The organism is uncultured Parasphingopyxis sp., from assembly GCF_937129435.1.
Taxonomy (GTDB): Bacteria; Pseudomonadota; Alphaproteobacteria; order Sphingomonadales; family Sphingomonadaceae; genus Parasphingopyxis.
Window position 1 is genome coordinate 21,556 of record NZ_CAKZNF010000004.1, and the last position, 23,762, is coordinate 45,317.

General features: G+C 64.0%; 29 protein-coding genes. 22 read left to right on the plus strand and 7 right to left on the minus strand.

The window, feature by feature from the left end:
• Positions 1–87: 87 nt before the first annotated feature.
• From dnaA to mutM, 3 genes are all read right to left on the minus strand, one after another.
• A complete protein-coding gene (gene dnaA, locus Q0139_RS00710) occupies positions 88–1,503 on the minus strand; it encodes a chromosomal replication initiator protein DnaA (RefSeq protein WP_298015976.1) in 1,416 nt (471 codons plus the stop codon).
• Between the two features lie 431 nt (positions 1,504–1,934).
• Positions 1,935–2,195 (minus strand): 30S ribosomal protein S20, encoded by a 261-nt coding sequence (gene rpsT / locus Q0139_RS00715; protein WP_298015978.1) that lies wholly within the window; start codon positions 2,193–2,195, stop codon positions 1,935–1,937.
• Between the two features lie 92 nt (positions 2,196–2,287).
• A complete protein-coding gene (gene mutM / locus Q0139_RS00720; RefSeq protein WP_298015980.1) occupies positions 2,288–3,100 on the minus strand; it encodes a bifunctional DNA-formamidopyrimidine glycosylase/DNA-(apurinic or apyrimidinic site) lyase in 813 nt (270 codons plus the stop codon).
• Positions 3,101–3,179: 79 nt separating this feature from the next.
• Between mutM and Q0139_RS00725 the strand changes: the two genes are divergently transcribed.
• Genes Q0139_RS00725 through Q0139_RS00765 form a run of 9 tightly spaced genes read left to right on the plus strand, consistent with a single transcriptional unit; the run spans position 3,180 to position 9,917 of the window.
• Complete coding sequence (locus tag Q0139_RS00725; protein WP_298015982.1) at positions 3,180–3,914, plus strand: class I SAM-dependent methyltransferase; 735 nt, start codon at positions 3,180–3,182, stop codon at positions 3,912–3,914.
• A gap of 7 nt (positions 3,915–3,921) precedes the next feature.
• Positions 3,922–5,457 (plus strand): 2-polyprenylphenol 6-hydroxylase, encoded by a 1,536-nt coding sequence (gene ubiB, locus Q0139_RS00730; RefSeq protein WP_298015984.1) that lies wholly within the window; start codon positions 3,922–3,924, stop codon positions 5,455–5,457.
• Positions 5,445–6,311, plus strand: a complete 867-nt coding sequence (locus tag Q0139_RS00735; protein WP_298015986.1) for a class I SAM-dependent methyltransferase — start codon at positions 5,445–5,447, stop codon at positions 6,309–6,311. The genes ubiB and Q0139_RS00735 overlap by 13 nt, the downstream gene beginning before the upstream one ends.
• A gap of 4 nt (positions 6,312–6,315) precedes the next feature.
• Positions 6,316–7,533: a bifunctional phosphopantothenoylcysteine decarboxylase/phosphopantothenate--cysteine ligase CoaBC gene (coaBC, locus tag Q0139_RS00740; protein ID WP_298015988.1), complete on the plus strand. Its 1,218-nt coding sequence runs from the start codon at positions 6,316–6,318 to the stop codon at positions 7,531–7,533.
• Positions 7,533–7,961, plus strand: a complete 429-nt coding sequence (locus Q0139_RS00745; protein ID WP_298015990.1) for a DoxX family protein — start codon at positions 7,533–7,535, stop codon at positions 7,959–7,961. Before coaBC ends, Q0139_RS00745 begins: the two co-directional genes overlap by 1 nt.
• A complete protein-coding gene (dut, locus tag Q0139_RS00750) occupies positions 7,954–8,391 on the plus strand; it encodes a dUTP diphosphatase (RefSeq protein ID WP_298015992.1) in 438 nt (145 codons plus the stop codon). Before Q0139_RS00745 ends, dut begins: the two co-directional genes overlap by 8 nt.
• Entirely contained in the window at positions 8,388–9,140 is a 753-nt protein-coding gene (locus tag Q0139_RS00755; RefSeq protein ID WP_298015994.1) for a HesA/MoeB/ThiF family protein, read from the plus strand. The genes dut and Q0139_RS00755 overlap by 4 nt, the downstream gene beginning before the upstream one ends.
• The gene (locus Q0139_RS00760) at positions 9,128–9,490 is read left to right on the plus strand and encodes a DsrE family protein (RefSeq protein ID WP_298016201.1); all 363 of its coding nucleotides are present in this window, start codon (positions 9,128–9,130) and stop codon (positions 9,488–9,490) included. Before Q0139_RS00755 ends, Q0139_RS00760 begins: the two co-directional genes overlap by 13 nt.
• Before the next feature lie 16 nt (positions 9,491–9,506).
• The gene (locus tag Q0139_RS00765; RefSeq protein WP_298015996.1) at positions 9,507–9,917 is read left to right on the plus strand and encodes an MAPEG family protein; all 411 of its coding nucleotides are present in this window, start codon (positions 9,507–9,509) and stop codon (positions 9,915–9,917) included.
• Between the two features lie 7 nt (positions 9,918–9,924).
• On the opposite strand, the gene topA is transcribed toward Q0139_RS00765, so the two are convergent.
• From topA to plsY, 3 genes are all read right to left on the minus strand, one after another.
• On the minus strand, positions 9,925–12,474 hold the full coding sequence (gene topA, locus Q0139_RS00770; RefSeq protein WP_298015998.1) for a type I DNA topoisomerase: 2,550 nt from the start codon (positions 12,472–12,474) through the stop codon (positions 9,925–9,927).
• Positions 12,475–12,688: 214 nt separating this feature from the next.
• Positions 12,689–13,777: a DNA-processing protein DprA gene (gene dprA / locus Q0139_RS00775; RefSeq protein WP_298016000.1), complete on the minus strand. Its 1,089-nt coding sequence runs from the start codon at positions 13,775–13,777 to the stop codon at positions 12,689–12,691.
• Positions 13,770–14,387 carry a glycerol-3-phosphate 1-O-acyltransferase PlsY gene (gene plsY, locus Q0139_RS00780; protein WP_298016203.1) on the minus strand — a complete coding sequence of 206 codons (618 nt, stop codon included), beginning with the start codon at positions 14,385–14,387 and terminating at the stop codon, positions 13,770–13,772. The genes dprA and plsY overlap by 8 nt, the downstream gene beginning before the upstream one ends.
• Positions 14,388–14,537: 150 nt before the next feature.
• Between plsY and murI the strand changes: the two genes are divergently transcribed.
• The 3 genes from murI (at position 14,538) to Q0139_RS00795 (ending at position 16,912) form a co-directional block, all read left to right on the plus strand.
• The gene (gene murI / locus Q0139_RS00785; protein WP_298016002.1) at positions 14,538–15,341 is read left to right on the plus strand and encodes a glutamate racemase; all 804 of its coding nucleotides are present in this window, start codon (positions 14,538–14,540) and stop codon (positions 15,339–15,341) included.
• 75 nt (positions 15,342–15,416) lie between these two features.
• Positions 15,417–16,631, plus strand: a complete 1,215-nt coding sequence (hemA, locus tag Q0139_RS00790) for a 5-aminolevulinate synthase (RefSeq protein WP_298016004.1) — start codon at positions 15,417–15,419, stop codon at positions 16,629–16,631.
• A gap of 2 nt (positions 16,632–16,633) precedes the next feature.
• Positions 16,634–16,912 (plus strand): YdeI/OmpD-associated family protein, encoded by a 279-nt coding sequence (locus Q0139_RS00795; protein WP_298016006.1) that lies wholly within the window; start codon positions 16,634–16,636, stop codon positions 16,910–16,912.
• Between the two features lie 6 nt (positions 16,913–16,918).
• Here Q0139_RS00795 and Q0139_RS00800 read toward each other — a convergent pair whose 3' ends face one another.
• The gene (locus tag Q0139_RS00800; protein WP_298016007.1) at positions 16,919–17,752 is read right to left on the minus strand and encodes a DUF5694 domain-containing protein; all 834 of its coding nucleotides are present in this window, start codon (positions 17,750–17,752) and stop codon (positions 16,919–16,921) included.
• Positions 17,753–17,897: 145 nt separating this feature from the next.
• Between Q0139_RS00800 and rpiB the strand changes: the two genes are divergently transcribed.
• The 10 genes from rpiB to Q0139_RS00850 all read left to right on the plus strand — a co-directional run bounded on the left by rpiB (position 17,898) and on the right by Q0139_RS00850 (position 23,748).
• Positions 17,898–18,350, plus strand: coding sequence for a ribose 5-phosphate isomerase B (gene rpiB, locus Q0139_RS00805; protein WP_298016009.1), 453 nt, complete (start codon positions 17,898–17,900; stop codon positions 18,348–18,350).
• On the plus strand, positions 18,347–19,660 hold the full coding sequence (locus tag Q0139_RS00810) for a serine hydroxymethyltransferase (RefSeq protein WP_298016011.1): 1,314 nt from the start codon (positions 18,347–18,349) through the stop codon (positions 19,658–19,660). The genes rpiB and Q0139_RS00810 overlap by 4 nt, the downstream gene beginning before the upstream one ends.
• Positions 19,661–19,704: 44 nt before the next feature.
• On the plus strand, positions 19,705–20,166 hold the full coding sequence (nrdR, locus tag Q0139_RS00815) for a transcriptional regulator NrdR (RefSeq protein ID WP_298016013.1): 462 nt from the start codon (positions 19,705–19,707) through the stop codon (positions 20,164–20,166).
• Positions 20,163–20,876 carry an RNA methyltransferase gene (locus Q0139_RS00820; protein ID WP_298016015.1) on the plus strand — a complete coding sequence of 238 codons (714 nt, stop codon included), beginning with the start codon at positions 20,163–20,165 and terminating at the stop codon, positions 20,874–20,876. Before nrdR ends, Q0139_RS00820 begins: the two co-directional genes overlap by 4 nt.
• A gap of 119 nt (positions 20,877–20,995) precedes the next feature.
• Positions 20,996–21,271: a hypothetical protein gene (locus tag Q0139_RS00825; RefSeq protein ID WP_298016017.1), complete on the plus strand. Its 276-nt coding sequence runs from the start codon at positions 20,996–20,998 to the stop codon at positions 21,269–21,271.
• Positions 21,272–21,402: 131 nt separating this feature from the next.
• Positions 21,403–21,711 (plus strand): hypothetical protein, encoded by a 309-nt coding sequence (locus tag Q0139_RS00830; protein WP_298016019.1) that lies wholly within the window; start codon positions 21,403–21,405, stop codon positions 21,709–21,711.
• Positions 21,712–21,747: 36 nt separating this feature from the next.
• Entirely contained in the window at positions 21,748–22,059 is a 312-nt protein-coding gene (locus Q0139_RS00835) for a hypothetical protein (protein ID WP_298016021.1), read from the plus strand.
• Between the two features lie 50 nt (positions 22,060–22,109).
• A complete protein-coding gene (locus Q0139_RS00840) occupies positions 22,110–22,424 on the plus strand; it encodes a hypothetical protein (RefSeq protein ID WP_298016023.1) in 315 nt (104 codons plus the stop codon).
• Between the two features lie 223 nt (positions 22,425–22,647).
• Positions 22,648–23,262, plus strand: a complete 615-nt coding sequence (rpsD, locus tag Q0139_RS00845) for a 30S ribosomal protein S4 (protein ID WP_298016025.1) — start codon at positions 22,648–22,650, stop codon at positions 23,260–23,262.
• 102 nt (positions 23,263–23,364) lie between these two features.
• Positions 23,365–23,748, plus strand: coding sequence for a YbaN family protein (locus Q0139_RS00850; RefSeq protein ID WP_298016027.1), 384 nt, complete (start codon positions 23,365–23,367; stop codon positions 23,746–23,748).
• Positions 23,749–23,762: the final 14 nt, after the last annotated feature.

Genomic DNA, 23,762 nt, shown 5'->3' on the forward strand with positions numbered 1-23,762 from the left:
AGCCCTATCGATGCACCGGCCTAGCTCGTCAAAGGCTCTGTATTCAAGCCAGCTTTACGAGATCGAGCGACAAAACGCGCCCAAATGTCAGCCTTCGAGCTTCCGCAGGAGCGACCGCACATCGGAATCGAGTTCGCTGTCGGCAGCGCGCAGCTCCTTGATCCGTTTGATCGCGTGAATGACCGTCGTATGGTCGCGTCCGCCGAAACGCCGGCCGATTTCGGGTAGCGAGCGAGGGGTCAGCCGCTTGGCGAGATACATGGCGACCTGGCGCGGCCGGGCGACTTCGCGCGCGCGACGCGCCGAAGTCATCTCCGCATGGCGGATGCCGTAATGCTCGCAGACCGAGCGCTGGATCTCGTCGATGGTGATACGCCGCTGCGAATGGCGGAGCAGATCGGCCAGCGTTTCCTGCGCGAACGCCGTGTCGATGGGTCGGCGCGACAGCAGCGAATAGGCGACGACGCGGGTCAGCGCGCCTTCGAGTTCGCGGATGCTCGACGAAAAACGATGCGCGAGAAAATCGGCGACATCGGCCGGCATTTCCGCCTGCGGCATCTGCGCCAGCTTGTGCGCGACGATGCGGCGGCGATGTTCGAGATCGGGCTGACGAAGGTCGGTGACGAGCCCGCCCGCGAGCCGCGAGGAAATCCGCTTGTCGACGGCGCCAAGCTCATGCGGCGGCCGGTCCGCGCTGATGACGAGGCGATGGCCCGAGGACACGATCTCGTTCATCGTGTGGAAGAATTCTTCCTGCGTCGCCTCCTTGCCGGCGATGAACTGAACGTCGTCGACGAGCAGCAGATCGGCGGAGCGCAGCCGCTGCTTGAAACCGATCGTGTCCTTTTCGCGCATTGCCGAGACGAATTCGTACATGAACTTTTCCGCCGACATGTAGACGACGTTCGAGCGCGGCTTCCGGCGCAGATATTCATGGCCTGTCGCGTGCAGCAGGTGCGTCTTGCCGAGGCCGGTGCCGGCATGGATGTAGAGCAGGCTCGCCATCGGCGTGTCGGCCGATGCCATCATCCGGGCGGCGTTGAAGGCAACCTCGTTCGACGCGCCGACGACGTAATTGTGGAAGACGTAATTGTTTTCGAGCGGCATGCCGATGCCCTCGCCCGACGTGCCCGTCAGCTGCTCGGTCGGTGGCAGCGCGTCTTCTTCGCCGACGATGAAGAGTGCCGGCCGGGCCGCACCGTCGGCAGCCGCGATCGCGATCTCGCGCACATTCGGTGCCATCGCGCGCCATGCGTAGCGCAACCGGTCCGAATAATGTTCGCGGACCCAGTCGGCCATGAAATGCGAGGGCAATTCGAGCGCGACCGTTGCAGCCGATTCGTCGAAGCCCGTCAGCTTCATGGGCTTGAGCCAATGGTCAAAGGTGCGTGCTCCGAGATCCCGGCGGAGGCCGTTTCTGATCGCCTCCCAGGTTGAACCGAAATCCTCCACCGCGCTCACTTGCCGCCCACCCGAATTTTGTACGCCAACCTCTTGCTGCACCGAATTAGCCTCCCCGACAAGTGCTGCACAAAATCATCCTCTCATGCGTCGCGGTCCCCGCCCCGGACACAAACTCCCCGCGCCAAGAATCCACATTCTTGCGTAGAGATCCCTCGTCAAAAGTGACCGGCTACGATAGAATCACCCCCGCGCCGGTAATTGTTAACTACTGACTTACACGGGACAGAGTCCAGCCGATTCGCTGTCATAAATTCTAAATAAATCCCTTGACACGCGAACCCTAGGAACCGCCGTTGCAGCGGCAGTTTATTCAATAATTTCAATTATTTGATGGCTCCACAACGCTGACTGCCGGTCCATGACCGGACGCGACTCGCGGGAAATCCAAGCGTCACACCGATGTCATAGAAAAAGCGCCCGCGCGAGTGTCCGGCGAGCGCTTTGAAAGGCTTTTCCGCAGCGGCGAAACGCTAAAGAGCAGCAATCCGCTTGGAAAGGCGGGAGATTTTCCGCGAGGCCATATTCTTGTGGAACAGACCCTTGTTCACGCCGCGCATGATCTCAGGCTGGGCAGCGCTGAGCGCTTCGTTCGCAGCTTTCTTGTCGCCGGCCTCGATCGCCGTCTCGACCTTCTTGATCGACGTGCGAACCTGGCTCATCCGGTTCCGGTTGAATGCCGCGCGGCGATTGTTGCGGCGAATGCGTTTCCTGGCCTGTGGCGTATTGGCCATATCGTCCTCGATTGTCTCAAATGAAAGCGGCGCAGGACTTCCCGCGCCGGAAAGCGGGTCAACTAGTGCGATCGCGCCGAAAGGTCAACTCCTCAGCGCTGGCACGACGCACAGAAAAAGGTCGAACGCCCGCTGTCGACGCGGCGCCGGATCGTGCCGCCGCACGCGCATGATTCTCCCTCTCGCCCATAGGCCCGCCATTGCTTGGCGAAATAGCCGAGCTGGCCATCGGGCCGGGCATAGTCGCGCAGGCTCGATCCTCCGGCCTCGATTGCCGAGCCGAGGACGTCCTTGACCGCACGCACGAGCCGTTCGAGCCGTTCCGTCCCGATCCGGCCCGCCTTCGTGCCGGGCGCGATGTGAGCCATGTGCAGCGCCTCGCAGACATAGATGTTACCAAGTCCCGCCACGATATGCTGGTCGAGCAGAGCCGCCTTGATCGACGACTCTCGCCCTTTCAGCGCCTCGCGCAAATGTGCGGCAGTGAACCTGTTGCCGAGCGGCTCCGGCCCCATGACCGCAAACGGCGCATAGCGATCCAGCGACTCGGTGCGAACGATATCGAGGGAGCCGAACCGCCTTGGATCGCAAAGGGCCGCTCGGCGGCCGGCCCCGGTGGTCAACACCAGATGGTCGTGCTTGCCGATCTCGGCCGGATCGATTCGCCAGCGCCCGGACATGCCGAGATGGAAGATCATCGTGTCGCCGCGATCGGTGTCGATCAACCCGTATTTCGCGCGGCGGCCCAGCCGGACGACACGCGCCCCCAGCAGTCGCTCGCCCAGATCGAGAGGGATCGGCCAGCGCAGGTCCGGCCGTCGAATTTCGACCGCGCTCAGCACCTGTCCGGCGAGCACGGGTTCGAGCCCGCGAACGGTGGTTTCGACTTCGGGAAGCTCCGGCATGGTGAAGCGGAGCTAAGACTCGTTTGCGGGCGCGGCAAGGCTTGGCTAGAGCGTCCGCAATTCCCACTTGGCGAGCAGCATGACCGACGAGACCGTTTCCTTTGGCTATGAAGACGTGGCCCCCGGCGAAAAGACGCGCCGTGTGGGCGGCGTGTTCTCGAACGTCGCAGCCAAATACGATCTGATGAACGACGCCATGTCGGGCGGGATGCACCGGCTGTGGAAAGACCGGTTCGTGCGCCGCGTGAAACCGCGTGCGGGCGAGGCGATCCTCGATATGGCGGGCGGCACCGGCGATATCGCCTTCCGGATGGAAAAATCGGGCGCGGCGATCACCGTTGCCGATATCAACGCCGAAATGCTCGCGGTCGGCATGGAGCGGGCGAAGAAGCGCAAGATCGAGGGGCTGGTCTGGGCGCAGGAAAACGCCGAGACGCTGAGTTTCGCCGACAAAAGCTTCGATGCCTATACGATCGCCTTCGGTATCCGGAACGTGACCGACATTCCCGCAGCGCTCAGCGAAGCGCACCGCGTGCTGAAGCGCGGCGGGCGATTCTTCTGTCTCGAATTCTCGACGACGCTCTGGCCCGGCTTCGCCGAAATCTATGACACTTATTCGCACAAAGTCGTCCCCAAGCTTGGCAAGGCGCTGGCACGTGACGAGGAGAGCTATCGCTATCTGATCGAATCGATCCGCCGCTTTCCCGATATGGCGCGCTTCAAGGGGAGGATCGAGGAGGCGGGATTCACGCAGGTAAAGGCAGAGCCGATGCTCGGCGGCCTCGTCGCCATCCATAGCGGCTGGACGATCTGACCGGACCGTGACCCGTCCCGCCACGCATATTTTCCGGCTGCTGAAATGGGGCCGCACGCTCGCGCGTCATGGTGCGCTGCGCGGCATCGAACGCGACCCCGTAACGCCGCCTCCCGTTCGGCGGCTCGTCAGGCTGGCGCGGTTCGGCACCTTCCAGCCGAAGGAACCGGCCTATGCCGACGCGCTCGAGGCGATCGGCCCGGCGGCGATCAAGCTCGGCCAGACATTGGCGACACGGCCCGATCTCGTCGGCGAAAATGCCGCGCGCGATTTGATGCGGCTGCAGGACACGCTGCCGCCCGTGCCGTTCGACAAGATCGAGCAGGAAATCCGCAAGGCGTTTCAAAGGCCGATCGAAGAGCTGTTTTCGTCGATCGATCCCGATCCCGTCGGCGCCGCCTCGATCGCCCAAGTGCACAAGGCGGTAACGGCCGATGGCCGAACGGTCGCGGTGAAGGTGCTGCGCCCCGGCGTCGAGCGCGAATTCGCGCGCGCCATCGAAACCTATGAATGGGCTGCCGCGCAGGTCGAATCGATGGGCGGCGAACTCGCCCGCCTGCGTCCGCGCCTGACGATCGAGACCTTCAAGCGCTGGACGGCGCGCGAACTCGACCTTCGCCGCGAGGCCGCATCCGCCTCCGAACTCGCCGAAGGAATGGAGGCCGAGCCCGAATTCGTCATTCCCGAGATCGACTGGCAGCGGACCGCTGGCCGTGTGCTGACGCTCGAATGGATCGACGGGATCAAGATCGCCGATCATGATGCCCTCGATGCCGCCGGTCACGACCGCAAGCATCTCGCCGCGACGCTGGTCCACGCCTTTTTGCGTCAGGCGATTTCGGAAGGCTTTTTCCACGCCGATCTGCACCAGGGAAACCTCTTCGTCCGGCCGGACGGGAAGATCGCCGCGATCGATTTCGGCATCATGGGACGGATCGACCGGCGCGCGCGGCTGTGGCTCGCGGAAATTCTCTACGGCCTGATCACCGGCAACTACAAACGCGTCGCCGAGATCCATTTCGAGGCCGGCTATGTTCCGTCGCATCACAACCTCGCCGAATTCACGACGGCGCTACGGGCGGTGGGTGAACCGATCCGGGGCCTTCCGGTCAAGGATATCTCGATCGGCCACATGCTAGACGGGTTGTTCGCGATCACCCGTGATTTCGAGATGCCGACCCAGCCGCATCTGTTGCTCCTGCAAAAGACGATGGTGATGATCGAGGGCGTCGCGACGAGCCTCGATCCCGATATCAACATGTGGGAGACGGCGAAGCCCTTCGTCGGCGAATGGCTGCGCAGCGAACTGGGCCCCGAAGCCGCTATCGCCGACAGGCTGCGGGAAGATTTTGCGACACTCGCGCGATTGCCTGAACTGATCCGGCGCGTGGAAGCGGAATTGCCGCAACGCGGCGCGGCGCCGCCAGCCCCGCCCTTGCGCGACATTCAGGTCATCCGTGTGGGTGTGAGATGGAAATATATGCTCACCGCAATCGTTGCAGCGGGAGTGGGTATAGCAGGAACATTGTTGTGGCCGTTTTAAAGAGATTCCGGCGCGGTACAAAGAACAGCAAGCCGCTTCGGCCCGATGCCGATGGCGTCACCTATCGTCCGCTCGAACCGCTCGACGATCGTGTCACCGGCTGGCGGACCGTGATCGAGGACGACCGCCAGCGCACGATGTACGACCGCGTCGCCGCGTCGGTGGACCGCGAGGCTTATGCGGCGTTGCAGGAACGATATCGCGACGAGGTGGAGGCGAACGACCAGTTTCACTTTACCAAATATCTCGATCTGGCCCCCTGGTTTATGATCCACTCGCGGCTGGCCCGGCTGCTCGATATCGATACCCGGCCCGCTTGTTCGATCCTCGATATCGGGGCGGGCGGCGGCCAGTTCCTCGCGATCGCCCAATGCTATGGCCATGATGTGACGGCCTTCGATCAGTCTCATCCGGCCGTATACGGCGACCTGATGAAGCTGTTCGGCATCGACCGTGTCGAAGGCGGCGTGCGCTATGGCGAACCGCTGCCGGACGGGATCGGCCGCTACGATCTCGTCGTCATCAACGGCCAGATCTTCGACACGCGGCTCGACCGCACGCGCTGGGATCTGACCGAATGGGCCTCTTTCCTCGAATATCTTTGCGCCGAGCACATCAACGCGCCGGGCAATCTCTTCATCGGCCTCAACAAATCCGTCGGGCCGACCGAGACCGAAGACTATCTTTGGCGGCTGATCGAATGGGGTGCAGCGCATGGCGCGAGCGTCGAACGCAACCGGGCGACGATGGACCTGAAATTCGATACGCCGCCGACCTTCGATGACGTGCCGCACGTGCCTTGGCTGAGCCTCGCCGACGACTCGACAAAGGCGGCGCAAAAGGCCAGCACCTAGGGTCATGCAAGACAAACGCGTCCTCCTCGTCATTGGCGGCGGCATCGCGGCCTATAAGAGCTGCGAACTGATCCGCCTGATCCGCAAAGCGGGCGGTGCGGTGACCTGCGTGCTGACCGAAGGCGGTTCACAGTTCGTGACGCCCATGACGCTCGCTGCTCTGTCGGAAGAAAAGGTCTACACCTCGCTTTGGGATCTCAAGGACGAGGCCGAGATGGGCCATATTCAGCTCTCGCGCGAGGCCGACCTTGTCGTCGTCTGCCCGGCGACGGCGGATCTGATGGCGAAGATGGCCGCGGGGATTGCCGACGACCTGGCCACTACGCTGCTGCTGGCCACCGATACGCAGGTGTTGGCGGTCCCGGCAATGAATGTTCGGATGTGGGATCATGCGGCGACGCAACGCAATGTCGAACGGCTTCGCGACGACGGCGTGATCGTCATGCATCCCGACAGCGGCGCCATGGCCTGCGGCGAATATGGCGAGGGCCGGCTGCCCGAACCCGACGCGGTTTTCTTGGAAATCGAATCGCTCCTGTCCTCGCCCTTTCTCAAGATTCCGGGCGCCGAGGCCGCGCTCCCGCTCGACGGCAAGCATATCCTCGTCACGGCAGGGCCGACGCAGGAGCCGATCGACCCCGTCCGCTACATCGCCAATCGGTCTTCGGGGAAGCAGGGCTATGCCATTGCGGGTGCCCTCGCGCGCCTGGGTGCACGCGTGACGCTGGTCTCCGGGCCCGTCTCGCTGGAAGCGCCACGCGGTGTCGATCGCGTCGACATCCAGACGGCACGGGAGATGGAAACGGCGGTCGAAAACGCCCTCCCCGCCGACGCCGCGATCCTCGTCGCGGCGGTGGCCGACTGGCGCGCAGAGGCGGCACCGCGCAAGATCAAGAAAGGCGCGAGCGGCACCCCCGAACTCACGCTGATCGAGAACCCTGACATCCTTGCCGGCCTCGCCAAGAGCGACCGGCGTCCCGACCTGCTCATCGGTTTCGCCGCCGAGACCGACAAGGTCGTCGGCCATGCCAAGGCGAAGCTCGATCGCAAGGGATGCGACTGGATCGTCGCCAACGACGTTTCGGGCGACGTGATGGGAGGCGACGACAATGCCGTCCACCTAGTCACTGCCGACGGCGTCGAAAGCTGGGAACAGGCCAGCAAGACCGATGTCGCCCGCAAACTTGCCCAGAGGATCGCGGATCAACTGGGCGGTTCGTGATGAAAGCGCTGCTGTTCCTGCCACAACTCGCCCGCTTCTCCGACATCGGCCTTGCCGCGTTGCGGATGCTGGCCGGCGGGTTTCTTGTCTATGGCGTCTGGGACAATGTGACGAGCGCGGCGCATATGCAGGAGTTCGTGGCGTTCATGGCAGCGTTCGGCTTCCCCTCACCGGAGATTCTTGCGCCGCTCTCTGTCTATGCGCAACTCGTTACCGGAGCCCTGTTGTTCGTCGGCCTTCTGACGCGATGGGCAGCGCTCGTTATCGCCTTCAATTTCGTCGTCGGGGTGATCAGCGTGCACTGGGACCAGACATTTCGGGAATGGTGGCCGGCTATCGTGCTTGTGGGAATCGGACTGCTCTTCGCAACGGTCGGGCCCGGCAAATGGTCGCTCGATGCGATGATTGGGGGAGAGCAACATGATTGAGATCCAGCTGAAGCGCCTGCCGCATGGCGACGGCCTGCCGATGCCCGCCTATGCCAGCCGTGGCGCGGCGGGCATGGATGTGGTGACGGCGGAAGATTTCACGCTCCGGCCGGGCGAGCGCATGGCCGTTCCCAGCGGTTTCGCCATCGCAATCCCCGAAGGCTATGAGGTGCAGGTCCGTCCGCGTTCGGGCCTTGCGCTCAAGCACGGCATCACCTGCCTCAACACGCCCGGCACGATCGACAGCGATTATCGCGGCGAAGTGAAGATCATTCTCGCCAATCTCGGCAGCGAGCCCTTTTCGGCGCTGCGCGGCGAACGGATCGCGCAACTGGTCCCGGCACCGGTGCAGCGCGCGGCTCTTACGGAGTTAGAGGAACTGGACGAAACCGAGCGGGGCAGCGGCGGCTTCGGTTCGACGGGAACGTGAGCCTCACCGACGGCCAACTCGATCGTTATGCCCGCCATATCGTCCTCAAGGAAATCGGCGGTGAGGGGCAACGCAAGCTGTTGGGAGCGACGGTTGCGATCGTCGGGGCGGGCGGCATCGGATCGCCGCTGATCCAGTATCTGGCTGCGGCCGGGGTCGGCACGCTCCGCATCGCCGATGACGATGTCGTCGACTTGTCGAATCTGCAGCGGCAGACACTCTATTCGACGGACGCGATCGGGATGCCCAAGACGGCCGAGGCCGCACAGGCCGTTGCCCATCTCAATCCCGATGTCGCCGTCGATCGCTTTGCCCGGCGCATCGACTCGGACAATGCGGAGCGGCTGATCGAAGGCGCCGATGTCGTCGTCGACGGCAGCGACAATTTCGAGACCCGCCTCCTCGTCGCTGACACGGCTCACCGATTGCGCGTCCCGCTCGTATCCGCCGCCATTGGCCAGTTCGAAGGACAACTCGGCGTCTTCCGCGGCTGGGAATCGGACAAGCCCTGCTATCGCTGTTTCGTAGGCGCCGACCCGGACCGGCCCGATGTGAGTTGCGCCGATCAAGGCGTGCTCGGTGCGCTGGCAGGGGTGATGGGCAGCCTCGCTGCGCTCGAAACGATCCGTGCGATCGTTCCCTTTGGCGAAGACAGCGCGGGCAAGCTGCTTCTGGTCGACGCGCTCTCGATGCGCTTCCGGTCGCTGTCGCTGCCCAACGATCCGGGGTGCCCGACATGCGCGGGCTGACGATCCTCCTGACGAGCGACGATGCCGAGCGCCTGTTTTCGGCCCTCTCCATTGCGGCGGCCAATGCGGCGGCGGGCGGCGCGGCCCGCATCTTCTGCGAAGGTCTAGCCGTGCGGACGCTGATCGAAGGAACCACCGCGACCCAGGACCAGCCGCGCAAGGCCGCGGGCCTGCCAACGCTTTCCCAGCTACGCGAGGAAGCCGCCGCCCTCGGCGTTGTGCTGATCGCTTGTCAGGGGGGCATGGCGCTGGCAGGATTGACCATCGGCCGGCTCGGACCCGATGTGGAGGCGGGCGGCCTGACGAGCGTGATGACGAGCCTCGGCGACGACCGGCTGATTGCGCTCTAAAACAAAGGGGAATGCCATGACGCTGCCCGTGACCGCCGCCCTCGCCATCGCGATGGCGACGCTGCTGCTCTTCCTTGCGATCGACACGGTGCGCCAGCGCTTCCGCACGCAGATCGGCTTCGGCACCGGCGACGACGAACGGCTGATGCGGGCCAGCCGCGCGCACGGTAACCTCGCCGAACATGCGCCGATCGTGATCATTCTCGTGGCGCTGCTGGAGCTGAGCCAGGCCCATCATCTCGCGCTGATGGCGGTGTCGGGCGTCTTCATCGTCGGACGGCTGCTCCACGCGCTGGGGCTCTACATGCAGCCGCCCGCCAATGGCGGTCCACCCTGGCCGCGCAGCGTCGGCGTGATCCTGAGCTGGCTCGTGATCCTGGCGCTGGTCGGCTGGACGCTGTGGCTGCTCGCGACGGTGAACCTGTAGCGCGACGCTATTCGGCCTTCTTGGCCGGTGCCTTCTTCTTCGCAGCGGGCTTCTTCGCCACCTTCTTTTTCGCTGGTGCCTTGCGCTTCTTCTTCGCAGGGCCCTTGGCGGCGCGTTCGTCGATCAGCTGCGCCGCTTCTTCCAGCGTCAGTTCGTCCTTGTCGACGGTCTTGGGGATCGTCGCATTGGTCGTGCCGTCGGTGACGTAAGGGCCGTAGCGCCCGTCCATCAGCTTGATCTCTTCCTCGGTGCGCGGGTGCTTGCCGAGAATTTTGAGCGGTTCGCGCTTGCCCCTGCCCCGGCCGCCCTTCTGCGCGGCCTCGGCGAGTTTGGCGACGGCTGCGTTCATGCCGGTTTCGAAGACGTCTGCGGTATTCTCGAGCCGCGCATATTTGCCGTCATGCCTGAGATATGGCCCGTAACGCCCTATCGCCGCTTCGATATTCTTGCCGGTCTCCGGATGCTGACCGACGATCCGTGGAAGCGACAAGAGCTTGACCGCCATTTCGAGATCGACATCGGCGCGCGCGACATCCTTGGGGATCGAGGCGCGCTTGGGCTTTTCGTCCTCGCCCTGCCCCATTTCGACATAGGGGCCGAAGCGCCCGGTCTTGAATTCGATTTCCGCGCCGGTATCGGGATGGACGCCCAGCACCTCGTCGGCGCCCTCGTCCTCCTGGTTCGCGCCGCGCTGGCCGAACTGGCGGGTGTATTTGCATTCCGGATAGTTGGAGCAGGCGATGAACGCACCATAGCGGCCGCCGCGCAGCGCCAGCCGCCCGTCGCCGCAACGCGGGCAGAGGCGCGGGTCGGTGCCGTCTTCCTTTTCCGGGAAGAGCAGCGGTTCGAGGAAGGTGTCGAGTTCCGCCGTCACCTCGGACGGCTGCCGCTCCATTACCTCTTCGGTCTTGGGTTTGAAGTCCTGCCAGAAGGCGGCGAGGATCGCCTGCCAATCGGCGCGGCCGCCGGAAATATCGTCGAGCTCTTCCTCCAGCCCGGCCGTGAAATCATAGCCGACATAGCGTTCGAAAAAGCGTTCGAGGAACGCCGTTACCAGACGTCCGCTCTCTTCGGGGAAGAAGCGGTTCTTGTCGATCCGCACATATTCGCGATCCTTCAGCGTCTGCAAGATCGAGGCGTAGGTCGAGGGCCGGCCGATGCCGAGTTCTTCCATCTTCTTGACGAGGCTGGCTTCGGAATAGCGGGGCGGTGGCTGGGTGAAATGCTGCTCGGCCTCGACGCTCTTCTTGGCCGGGGCATCGCCCTCCGACATCGCCGGGAGGAGCTTGGAATCGTCGTCATCCTTGTCGTCCCGCCCTTCAGTGTAGAGCGCCATGAAGCCGGGGAACTTAACCACCTGCCCGGTCGCCCGCAGCGCCGTCTGGCCGGTGCCCTCTTCCATCTCGACGGTGGTGCGCTCCAGCCGCGCCGAGGCCATCTGACTCGCCAGCGCGCGCTTGAAGATGAGGTCGTACAACCGCGCATGATCGCCGCCGCCGACCTTGTCGCGCGTGAAATTGGTCGGCCGGATCGCCTCATGCGCTTCCTGCGCATTCTTCGCCTTGGTCGAATAATGGCGCGGTTTGTCCGGCACATAGCTGGCGTCGTAGCGATCGGCGACCGCCTTGCGCGCTTCGGAGATCGCCGATCCGTCCATCTGCACGCCGTCGGTCCGCATATAGGTGATCGCGCCGTCTTCGTAGAGCTGCTGCGCGATCCGCATCGTGTGGCTGGCGGCAAAGCCGAGCTTGCGCGCGGCCTCCTGCTGCATCGTCGAGGTCGTGAAGGGCGGCGGCGGATTGCGGGTGAGCGGTTTCGTTTCGACCGAGACGATCCGGAACGCGCCATTTTCGACATCGGCCTTGGCGGCGCTGGCATCGCCTTCATTGCCGATCGTCAGCCGATCGATCTTGTCGCCGCGCCAGCGCACGAGACGCGCGACGAAGCCTGTCCCGTCCTGCTCCATATTGGCGAAGATCGACCAATATTCCTGCGGCCGGAACGCTTCGATCTCGCGCTCGCGCTCGACGACGAGGCGCAGCGCGACCGACTGCACACGCCCCGCCGACCGCGCGCCCGGCAGCTTGCGCCACAGCACCGGCGACAGCGTGAAACCCACGAGATAGTCGAGCGCCCGGCGTGCGCGATAGGCGTCGACCAGATTGTCGTCGATGCCGCGCGGATGGGCGATCGCCTCGAGCACCGCGGCCTTGGTGATGGCGTTGAACGCGACCCGCTCCACCTTGGCCGGGAGCGCCTTGCGATTTTTGAGGACTTCCTGGACATGCCAGCTGATCGCCTCGCCTTCGCGATCGGGGTCGGTGGCGAGGATCAGTTCGTCTGACTGTTTGGCGGCATCGGCGATGGCCTTGAGCTGCTTGGTCTTGTCGCCATAGGCCTGCCACGTCATCGCGAAGCCATCATCGGGATCGACCGATCCGTCCTTGGGCGGCAGGTCCCGCACATGGCCGTAGGAGGCGAGGACTTTGTAGTCCTTGCCCAGATACTTCTCGATGGTTTTCGCCTTGGCGGGCGATTCGACGACGACCAGTTTCATGCGGTTATGGTTACCCCTGTGAGGATGGGCCTCTTACGCGCACGAGGTTGGATTGCAAATCCGGGGCGTCAAGTGGGGTCACGAGCGAACGCCCGCTTGGTACCTTGCTCGTCATTGCGAGGAGCCGAAGGCGACGCGGCAATCCAGAGCCGCAAGCGTATCGCCTTATCGCTCTGGATTGCTTCGCTTGGTTCGCAATGACGAGGTGCGTCGCTCACTGGGTCAAACTCACCTTCCCACCCGCATGCCGCTCCAGCCGTCCCGCAATTTCCAGCTCCAGCAGCACCGTCTGCACCACGGGCGCGGGGACGCCGGACTGGCGGATGATTTCGTCGACGACGACGGGCACCGGGCCGAGCAGTTCGACGACGGCGGCGCGGGCGGCATCGTCGGCGTCTTCTGCGACCGGCACCGGCGCGGGGACGCGATCCTGCCGCACGCCACCCCGCCCGAAGGGATCGAGCGCGGCGATCACGTCCTCGGCATTCTGGATCAGCGTCGCGCCATCGCGGATGAGGAGGTTGCAGCCCTGCGCGCGGGGATCGAGCGGGGAGCCGGGAACGGCCATCACGTCGCGGCCGAACTCGGTCGCCTGCCGCGCGGTGATCAGCGAGCCCGATTTGGGCGCGGCTTCAACGACGATCGTGCCGCGCGTCAACCCGGCGATGATCCGGTTGCGATAGGGGAAATGCCGTGCCTTGGGTTCGCTGCCCGGCGGCTGTTCGGCGACAACGATACCGCGCCGGCCGATATCGATTTGTAGTTCCTCGTTTTCAGGCGGGTAGAAGATGTCGATACCGCCCGCGACGACGCCGATGGTGCCGCTGTCGAGCGAGCCGACATGCGCGGCAGTGTCGATCCCGCGCGCCAGCCCCGAAACGACGACATGTCCTTCGCCGCCGAGCGCATGGGCGAGATCGCGGGCGAACTTGCGCGCGGCGGCCGAGGCGTTGCGCGCGCCAACCATCGCGACCATGGGGCGCTCGAACAGTGAAAGCTCGCCGCGCACGATCAGCGCGGGCGGCGCGGTTGGGATTTCGGCGAGGTCCGCCGGATAGGGCGGCTCGCCGATAAAGATGTGCCGCGCGCCGAGCCGGGCGACGGCCTCGCGCTCGGCCTCTATCGCGCTGGGGTCGGCGAGCTTGGGCGCTCTTCCCCCGCCACGCCGGGCGAGGTCCGGGATCGCGTCGATCGCCCGCGCCGCGTCGCCGAAGCGCGCCATCAGCCGCGCATAGGTGACAGGGCCGATATTGTGCGAACGGGCGAGCCGGAGGCGCGCGGAGGCGTCGGCCGGTTCAGCCACCTTTGGCGCCGCCGACCTTGGGTTCCTCGCCCCGGATCAGCCGGGCGATGTTGGAGCGGTGCTTCCAGAACACGATCAGCGCCAGTGCCAGAAACAGGATGAAGGTGAAGGTCTCGCCCCGCACCAGCGCGACGACCGGCATGGCCGACGCCGCGCACAGCCCCGCCACCGAAGACCAGCGCAAAATCGCAAGGATGCCGAGCCAGGTCACGGCATAGATCCCGCCGAACACCCAGCCGAAACCGAAGGCGATGCCGCCCAGCGTCGCAACGCCCTTGCCGCCGTCGAGTTTCAGCCAGATCGGATAACAATGGCCGATAAAGGCAGCAGCCGCGGCGATCCGCATCTGGCTCTCGGGATCGCCGCCGAGCAGCGGCGCGAGTGTCACCGCCGCGAACCCCTTGAGCAGGTCGAGCACGAGCGTCGCCGCGGCAAGGCCCTTGCGCCCGGTACGCAGCACGTTCGTCGCGCCGATATTGCCCGACCCGATCTGCCGAAGGTCGCCCGCCCCGAACGCGCGCGTCAAGAGAATCCCGAATGGCGTCGACCCGAGCAGATAGCCGAGCAGCAGCACGAGCGCGGGGGCAAGCCAGGCAGGGTCGGTGAAAATGGCGGACGTCCTTTCAGTTTCGACCTCTAGCGCAGGGGTCTCCGGGTGAAAATAGGTGAGGCAAGATCGATTTCGCGCCGTTTCTTCGCTTCATTCGTGAAGTTTGCGAAGACATTGCGGAAGGAGCCACTTCCCCATAAGTCCGCGCCCATGGACCCGAACCGTCCCATCCTCTTCCTCGATCCCGGCGTCGGCGGACTGTCGATCCTCGAGCCGGTTCGCGCACTGCTTCCGAATGCACCGCTCGTCTATGCCATGGACCGCGCCGGCTATCCCTATGGCGAAAAGAGCGAGGCGGAGCTGACGGCGCGAGTCCCTGCGCTGCTCGGGCGGCTGGCCGAGCATGTAAACGCCCGGCTGATCGTCATTGCCTGCAACACGGCGTCGGTGATCGCGCTCGATCCGGTGCGCGCGGCGCTCGACCTGCCGATCGTCGGGACGGTCCCGGCGATCAAGCCCGCCGCGGAGCAATCGAAGACGCGCGTCATCGGCGTGCTCGGGACGCGCGCTACCGTGCGCCAGCCCTATGTCGACAATCTGAGCCGCGAATTCGCAGGCGACTGCACAGTCATCCGCCATGGCAGCCATCGCCTCGTCGATCTCGCCGAGCGCCATCTGCGCGGCGAGCCGACGGATCGGTCTGACTACGAGGCGGTGCTGGCCGGCCTGTTCGATCAACCCGATGGCCATCGGATCGACACCATCGTCCTCGCCTGCACCCATTTTCCGCTCGTCGAAAAGCAACTCGCCGAAGCCGCGGGACGCCCCGTCACCTTCCTTCACGGCGGCGAGGGAATCGCCCGCCGCGTCGCGCATCTGACCGGCGGGCAGCCCTGGCCGGACGCCGCACCGCCGGGCCGCGCGGTCATCATCCCGGACGGCAGCGACCTCGCCCCCCTCGAACCCGGCCTTGCCCGCTACGGAATTACTCAGATCGAGATTTTGCGTCGCTAGTTGCGAGTCGTTTTCGCTGGAAATGGCCGATTTCAGCCATTACATGGGCCGCAAGCCGCCATCGGGGGATGAATTTTGGACTATCAACGCGTCTTTTCGAAAGCGATCGAGCGCCTTCACGAAGAGGGCCGCTACCGCGTGTTCATCGACATATTGCGCAACAAGGGCGCCTTCCCCAATGCCCGCTGTTTCGCCGGTCACAACGGTCCCAAGCCGATCACCGTGTGGTGCTCGAACGATTATCTCTCGATGGGTCAACATCCCAAGGTCGTCGAGGCGATGGAAGAGGCGCTGCACGATGTCGGTGCCGGATCGGGCGGCACGCGCAATATCGGCGGCAACACCCATTATCATATCGAGCTCGAAAACGAGCTGGCCGACCTGCACGGCAAGGAGAGCGCGCTGCTCTTCACGAGCGGCTATATCTCGAACGAGGCGACGCTTTCGACGCTCGCTAAAATCTTGCCCGGCTGCGCCATCTATTCGGACGAGCTGAACCATGCCTCGATGATCGCCGGCATCCGCAATGCGGGTTGCGAGAAGCACGTATGGCGGCACAACGATCTCGATCATCTCGAAGAGCTGCTCGCTGCGGCGGATCCGGAGCAGCCCAAGGTCATCGCTTTCGAAAGCGTCTATTCGATGGACGGCGATATCGCGCCGATTGCCGCGATCTGCGACCTTGCCGACAAGTATAACGCGCTCACCTATTGCGATGAGGTCCACGCCGTCGGCATGTACGGCCCGCGCGGCGGCGGCATCACCGATCGCGATGAGGTCGCCGACCGGGTGACGATCATCGAAGGGACGCTGGCCAAGGCGATCGGCGTGATGGGCGGCTATATCACGGCCGACAAGATGATCGTCGACGTCATCCGCAGCTATGCGCCGGGTTTCATCTTCACCACCAGCCTGTCGCCGGTCCTCGTGGCCGGCGCGTTGGCCAGCGTGAAGCATCTCAAAGCCTCGTGCGAAGAGCGCGACGCGCAGCAGCAATCGGCCTCGCTCCTGAAAGCCATGTTCTCCGAAGCGGGTCTGCCGGTGATGGATTCGACCACGCACATCGTGCCGCTGATGGTCGGCGATCCGGTCAAGGCCAAGCGGATCAGCGATATCCTGCTCGCCGAATACGGCGTCTATGTGCAGCCGATCAACTACCCCACCGTCCCGCGCGGTACCGAGCGGCTTCGCTTCACGCCGGGGCCGACGCACACGCCCGAAATGATGCGCGAGCTGACCGGTGCGCTGCTGGAAATCTGGGACCGGCTGGAGCTGCGAAAGGCGGCCTGAGCGTGACGCAACCGGCCTCGCCCGACTTCCGTCACAAGACGCCGTCCGATCTTCGCGCGGTGCTCGACGCCAACGCGCAGCTTGAGACCAAATGGAAAGACCTGACCTCATTGGGACGCAATGAGTGGATCTGCTGGATCACTTCCGCGAAGAAGCAGGAAACGCGCGACAAACGCCTGGGGCGGCTTCAGGAAGAGGTTCTCGACGGAAAACGCCGCCCCTGCTGCTGGCCCGGCTGTCCGCACCGCCGCGAATCGGCGCAGAAATATTTCGATCGCTGAGCGACGCTAGTCCGCCGCGCGCTCCAGATAAGGCATCACCGGAACAAGATCATAGCCCGGCGCTTCGCGTGCCAACTGTCGCAGCCAATAGCCATGGCCCGATCCCACGATGACGAGCACGCGGTCTCCCGGCTCGGCGATCAGGCCGAGCTTTGCGAACATCTTTGCGTTGCGCATATACCAATAGGCGTTGATTTCGGCGCCGGGCTGGTCGTCGGCATCGCCGAATTGCAGCATGCCATAATATGTACGCCGGTGCATTTCATCGTTCTGCGGGCTGTTGTGCACGATCAGCGAGCGGGCGATCGACTGCGTCGCTTGCCGTTCCTGCTCCCGCTCCGCCATCGCCCGCACCTCGTCGAAGATGGCATCGAGCCGCTCCCCGGCGCCATGGTCGTCCGCCCATTGCCGGACCCGGCCGAAGGGGAAATAGTCGGGCTCCCCCTCCCCGCCCTGCTCGTCGAATCCATAGACGTTTTCGTGGCCGAGACGATGTGCGAGCCGGTAGCCGATCTGGACGGTCTCGTTGCGATTCTCCGCCAGCATGGCGGGGGTGAAGCTGCGATAGTTTTCGTCGATGAAATCGGGCCCGGCGCTTTCGCGTTCGACGAGGATACGCGTGGGGCGCCATTCGGCCAGGGCGGCGGAAAGCGCTTCGAGTTCGGCCTGGCGCTGCGGGGTCGTCACGTCGTCGACCTCGATATTGACCACGTCCCGGCCCGGGTTCGCGAAATGGTATACGCCAAGAATCATTACCTCGACCGGCTCGGCAGGCTTTTGGGCAGCCACGCCGGACAGGGGCGACAAGATGAGGGCGGCAATGAGGGATAATCTCTTCATGACGGGCTCCGCATGTGTATTGCCCCGTTAATACACCCGGTCGTTCGCACTGCAAGGGCCGACATAATCACCACCCGTTGTGCATTGCGGTGGCGCTCGAAGGCGAAAGCCACTAGATAGCGCCCGAACCGCCGGAGGAGCTGCCATGCGTATCGCCATTGCATCCGACCACGCCGCCATCGAACTCAAGGCGACGCTCGTCGACTGGCTGGCCGAACAGGGCCACGATGTCGACGATCTCGGCCCGCATTCCGCCGAATCGGTCGATTATCCGGACTATGGCTACAAGCTCGCCGATTATGTCGGCGAGGGTCACGCCGAATATGGCGTGGCGCTATGCGGATCGGGCATCGGCATCTCCATGGCCGTCAATCGCCATCTGGGTTGCCGCTGCGCGCTCGTTTCGGACAATTTTTCGGCCCGGCTTGCGCGCGAGCATAACGATGCCAATGTCATCGCCATGGGCGCGCGACTGATCGGCGTCGAGACGGCGAAGGACTGCCTCTCGGCCTTTCTCTCCACACCTTTCGGCGGCGAGCGTCACGCCCGCCGCGTCGGCAAACTTTCCAACCCCGTTTCCTCCAAGGAGCTTGCATGAGCACCGACCCCAAAGCCCTTTCAGATGTCCAGCCGGACGGCTTTTTCAGCGACCATGTCGCTACGAGCGACAGCGCCGTCGCCGATGCGATGGCGGCCGAGCTGAAACGCCAGCAGACGCAGATCGAACTCATCGCTTCGGAAAACATCGTGTCGCAGGCCGTGCTCGAAGCGCAGGGATCGGTCTTCACCAACAAATATGCCGAAGGCTATCCCGGCCGCCGCTATTATCAGGGCTGCGCGCCGTCGGACGGCGTCGAGACACTGGCGATCGAGCGGGCGAAGGAACTGTTCGGCTGCGGCTTTGCCAATGTCCAGCCGCATTCGGGCGCGCAGGCGAACGGCGCGGTGATGCTGGCGCTCGTCAAGCCCGGCGACACGATCCTGGGCATGAGCCTCGATGCAGGCGGGCACCTGACGCACGGCGCCAAGCCGGCGCAATCGGGCAAGTGGTTCAATGCGATCCAGTATGGCGTTAACGAGGACGATCACCTGATCAACTTCGACGAAGTCGAGGCGCTGGCGAAGGAGCACCAGCCCAAGCTGATCATTGCCGGGGGGTCCGCCTATCCGCGGCACATCGATTTCGCGTGCTTCCGTGAGATCGCCGACATGGTCGGCGCGTATCTCATGGTCGATATGGCGCATTTCGCTGGACTGGTCGCGGCGGGCGAGCACCCCTCCCCCTTCGGCCACGCACATGTCGTGACGACGACGACGCACAAGACGTTGCGCGGCCCGCGCGGCGGCATGGTGCTGACCGATGACGAGACCATCGCCAAGAAGATCAATTCCGCCGTCTTCCCGGGTCTCCAGGGCGGTCCGCTGATGCACGTCATCGCGGCCAAGGCCGTGGCGTTCGGCGAGGCGCTACGCCCCGAGTTCAAGGGCTATGCAAAGGCGGTGATCGAAAACGCCAAGGTGCTCGCCAGCCGCTTGCAGGAGCGCGGTTGCGACGTGGTCGCGGGCGGCACCGACACGCATCTGGCGCTGATCGACCTGCGCCCGCTTGGCGTGACCGGACGAGATGCCGACGAAGCACTCGAACGCGCTGGCATCACCTGCAACAAGAACGGCGTTCCCTTCGATCCGCTGCCGCCGGCCAAGACCAGCGGCATCCGCGTCGGATCCCCCGCCGGCACAACGCGCGGCTTCGGCCCGGCCGAATTCCGCGAGATCGGCGATCTCGTCGCCGACGTGCTCGACGGGCTTCGCGACAAGGGCGAGGAAGGCGATCCCGCAGTCGAGGCCGATGTGCGGACGCGCGTCGAGGCGCTGTGCGCGCGCTTCCCCATCTATCCGGGGCGTTAGTGCGTTGAGGCGCATCGGCACCGGCCCGAATCTAGGAAACAGTAATGCGCTGTCCCTTCTGCGCCCATGATTCGAGCCAGGTAAAGGACAGCCGCCCGACAGAGGACGGCGCGACGATCCGGCGGCGGCGGCAATGCGAGGGCTGCGGCGCGCGCTTCACGACCTTCGAGCGGATACAGTTACGCGAACTGACCGTGCTCAAGAGCCGCGAACGGCGCGAGCCGTTCGACCGCGACAAGCTGCACCTGTCGGTCTCGCTCGCCTGCCGCAAGCGCGGGGTCGAGCTCGAGCAAATCGACCAGCTGGTCTCGGGAATTCAACGGCAATTGGAGACGAGCGGCGAAAGCGAGGTCCAGTCGAAACGGATAGGCGAGATGGTGATGGAAGGGCTGCAGCAGCTCGACAGCGTCGCCTATATCCGCTTTGCGAGTGTCTATAAGGATTTCACCGAGGCCAAGGATTTCCAGGACTTTGCGGGCACGGTGAAGGACCTTTTCGACGAATGACCGCCCCTCCCCCCGCCATCGTGCTCGTCAGACCGCAACTGGGCGAAAATATCGGCAAGGCGGCGCGCGCCATGCTCAATTTCGGGCTGACCGACATGCGCTTGGTCGCCCCGCGCGACGGCTGGCCCAACCCTGCGGCACTGCCGGCGGCATCGGGCGCCGATGGCGTGATCGAAGGCGCGCAAATCTTCGACACGCTGTCCGAAGCCGTTGCGGACTGCGCGCAGGTCTTCGCAACGACGGTCCGCAAACGCGGCGTGCCGAAACCCGTACTCTCTCCGGCGGAAGCGGCACGAACCATCCATGGCAGCGGTGCGCAGACGGCCATCCTCTTCGGCCCCGAACGCTCCGGCCTCGATGCCGAGGATGTAGCGCTCGCCCGGGCCATCGTGACCGTGCCCGTCAATCCGGAATTCAGTTCGCTCAACCTTGCGCAGGCGGTGATCCTGCTTGCCTATGAATGGTCGCGTGGGGCGGACCTTGCCGTCCCGACAGAAACGGACATGCTGCCTCCTGCTCCTCAGGCCGAACTGGATGGCTTGGTGACGCATCTTGAATCCGCACTTGAATCGACGGGATATTACTATCCGCCCGATCGAACTCCGACGACGAAGCGGACGTTGCGTTCGATCCTGACCAAGCCGGGATGGACCACACCGGAGATCCAGGCGATGCGCGGTGTCGTTTCGGCGTTGCAGAAACGCCGGTAGCTCACGGGGCGCGAGCTGTTATTCATCGAAAATACAGCCAAGATGCGACATAAACGTTGCGAACGGCTTGCATCTTACGATATTGCAGGTGCGAACACGTGTAACCCCGGGAGAAATCAATGCGTATCTTCAAATTTGCCATGCTCGCCGCAGCCGCGACCATGATCGCCGCCGCGCCTGCCAGTGCCCAGTCCAATTCCTCCAATGACAGCGCCGATGCGGGTGAAACCAATGCTGCCAACCGTATTGTCTGCCGCCGTTTTCCGCCGCCCACCGGTACTCGAATCGGCCCGCGTCGTGTCTGCAAGACGCAGCATGAGTGGGACATCATCGACCAGGAAACGCGCGACGTAATGGAAAATGTCGGCAACCGCAGCCGGGTCGGCAACGAATAATCCACCTGCAAATTCGCGGTAGAGATTGATCCCGGACCGGCAACAGTCGGTTCGGGATTTTCTCTTTTTGGCATAATGTGATACCATCGCGACCCATGGCCGGAAGGACCTGTCCCACAATGGGGTCGACGATGACCAGATATTTTCTCGTGCTCGCCGCTTTTGCGACTTTGGCAGCCGCAGCGCCCGGATCGGCATTTCAGAGCGCAGACGAGGACTCCGACGGCGTCGAAACCAATAGCGCTACCGAGATTGTCTGCCGCCAGCCACCTCCACCGGCCGGTTCGCGGATACGCCCTCGGCGCATCTGCAAGACGCAGGCCGAGTGGGATCGCATCGCCGATGATTCGCGCGAGGCTTTGCGCGACGCACACAATGCCAATAGTTTCGCCAATGGTGGCGCCCCGCAATGCACGGGCGGCGGCATGGGGAATTGCTGATCACAGGATTAACGCAACGTATCGGGAGGAAGTGAGATGAATATTCGAATTACCACATTGGGGATCATGGCGACAATCGCCATCGCCGCACCCGCCTATGCCTTTCAATCCGATGTCGGGTCCGGCGCAGAAGAAGCGGACGTGACTTCTGCTACACGGGTCATCTGCCGGGAGGCCGCGCCGCCGACAGGTTCGCGAATCCGCCCGCGCCGCATCTGCAAGACCGAAGCCGAATGGGGTCGTCTCGACGACGAGGTCGACCGGACGATGTGGAACGAGCGACTGGGCAATCGCATGTATAATGAGGGTGCCGGCACCGGCTGCGGAGCGCTGAACCGCGGCTGCTGACATGCGCGACAGTCGCCGCACGGCCCGCATTTTTGAAGGAGAGAGAGGCAATGTCTTTTGTCGGAACCGCCCTGTTAGTGTCGGCCGCATTGGCTGCGGCGAACACCGAACCAGCCGATGTCTTGTCGGATGAGCCTGTCGAAGAACAGGCCACCGAGACGGCCCAAGCGGATGATACCGCTGAAGGAAACTGGGAGCCGACAGCGGCGACCCGGATCGTCTGTCGCAGCCTGCCAGCCCGTGTGGGCAGCAGAATCGGTACGCGACGCGTCTGCGCAACGCAGATGCAGTGGGACCGCTGGCGTCAGGAAAACCGCGATGTGCTCGAAAACGCAGGTGTCCGGAGCCGGGTCGGCGCTCGTTAAGCTCGCCCTCGCCGCATTTTGAGAAACTCACAACTCGGTCTGTCTGAGCCTTTTGCAGTATGTCGCGCTGAAAGAGCCCGGCATGGCTTGACTTTCCGTCGCGCAGCCGCCATCTGCCCGCCTTCGCAATTGGCCCCGCACCCCGGTGAAGCGGTGGCCGCGCCCGGCTTTCGAGCCAGGTGGTGCGTTCCGGGAACAGAAACAAGCAAATTGGAGACGACGCATGTCGAAGCGCCAGAGCGCCAAGTATAAACTCGATCGCCGCATGGGCGAGAATATCTGGGGTCGCCCGAAAAGCCCCGTCAACCGCCGCGAATACGGCCCCGGTCAGCACGGACAGCGCCGCAAGGGCAAGCTTTCCGACTTCGGCGTGCAGCTGCGCGCGAAGCAGAAGCTGAAGGGCTATTACGGCGACATCACCGAAAAGCAGTTCCGCGCCTGCTACACCGAAGCCAGCAAGATGAAGGGCGATACGTCGCAGAACCTCATCGGCCTGCTCGAACAGCGGCTCGACATGATCGTCTATCGCGCCAAGTTCGCGCCAACGATCTTCGCCGCACGCCAGCTCGTCAATCACGGCCATGTCCGCGTCGACGGCGTAAAGTGCAACATTCCCTCGCGCCGCATCAAGCCGGGCGAAGAGATCACGCTGCGCGCCAAGGCGCAGGAAATGGCGCTGGTCCTCGAAGCCCAAAGCCTGACCGAACGCGAAATCCCCGACTATGTGTCGCCCGACGGAACGAGCAAGGTCGTCTTCACCCGCGTTCCCACGCTGGACGAGGTCCCCTACCCCGTTCGCATGGAACCGAACCTCGTCGTCGAATTCTATTCGCGCTAGACTTCGCGAATACCGAACCGAAAAGGGCGGCCGCTGTGCCGCCCTTTTTTGTTGGCGATACTTCCCAGAGCGCCGACCGAAACGATCTGCTATCGGCCTGCGATGGACAAGCGTCTCGGCATCCGCATTTTCTGGCTTTGCTTGGGCCTGCTCTGCGTTGGCCTGGCGCTGCTGGGTGCCGTGCTGCCGCTACTACCGACTACACCCTTCGCCCTGCTCGCAGCGTATGCCTTCGCGCAGTCCTCACCCCGGCTATCACGCTGGATCGAGAATCATCGCCTGTTCGGCCCGCTGATCCATAACTGGCGACGGCATGGCGCGATCAGCCGGCGCGCGAAAATCGCCGCGATGATCGTCATTGCCGCGACGCCGCTGATCAGCATCGCGCTGGGATGGCCGATCTGGATTGTCGGCGTTCAGCTCGTCGTTCTCGGCATCGTCAGCATTTTCATCCTGACGCGGCCGGATGTGCCGAGAGAGCACTAAAGACGACACAAGCC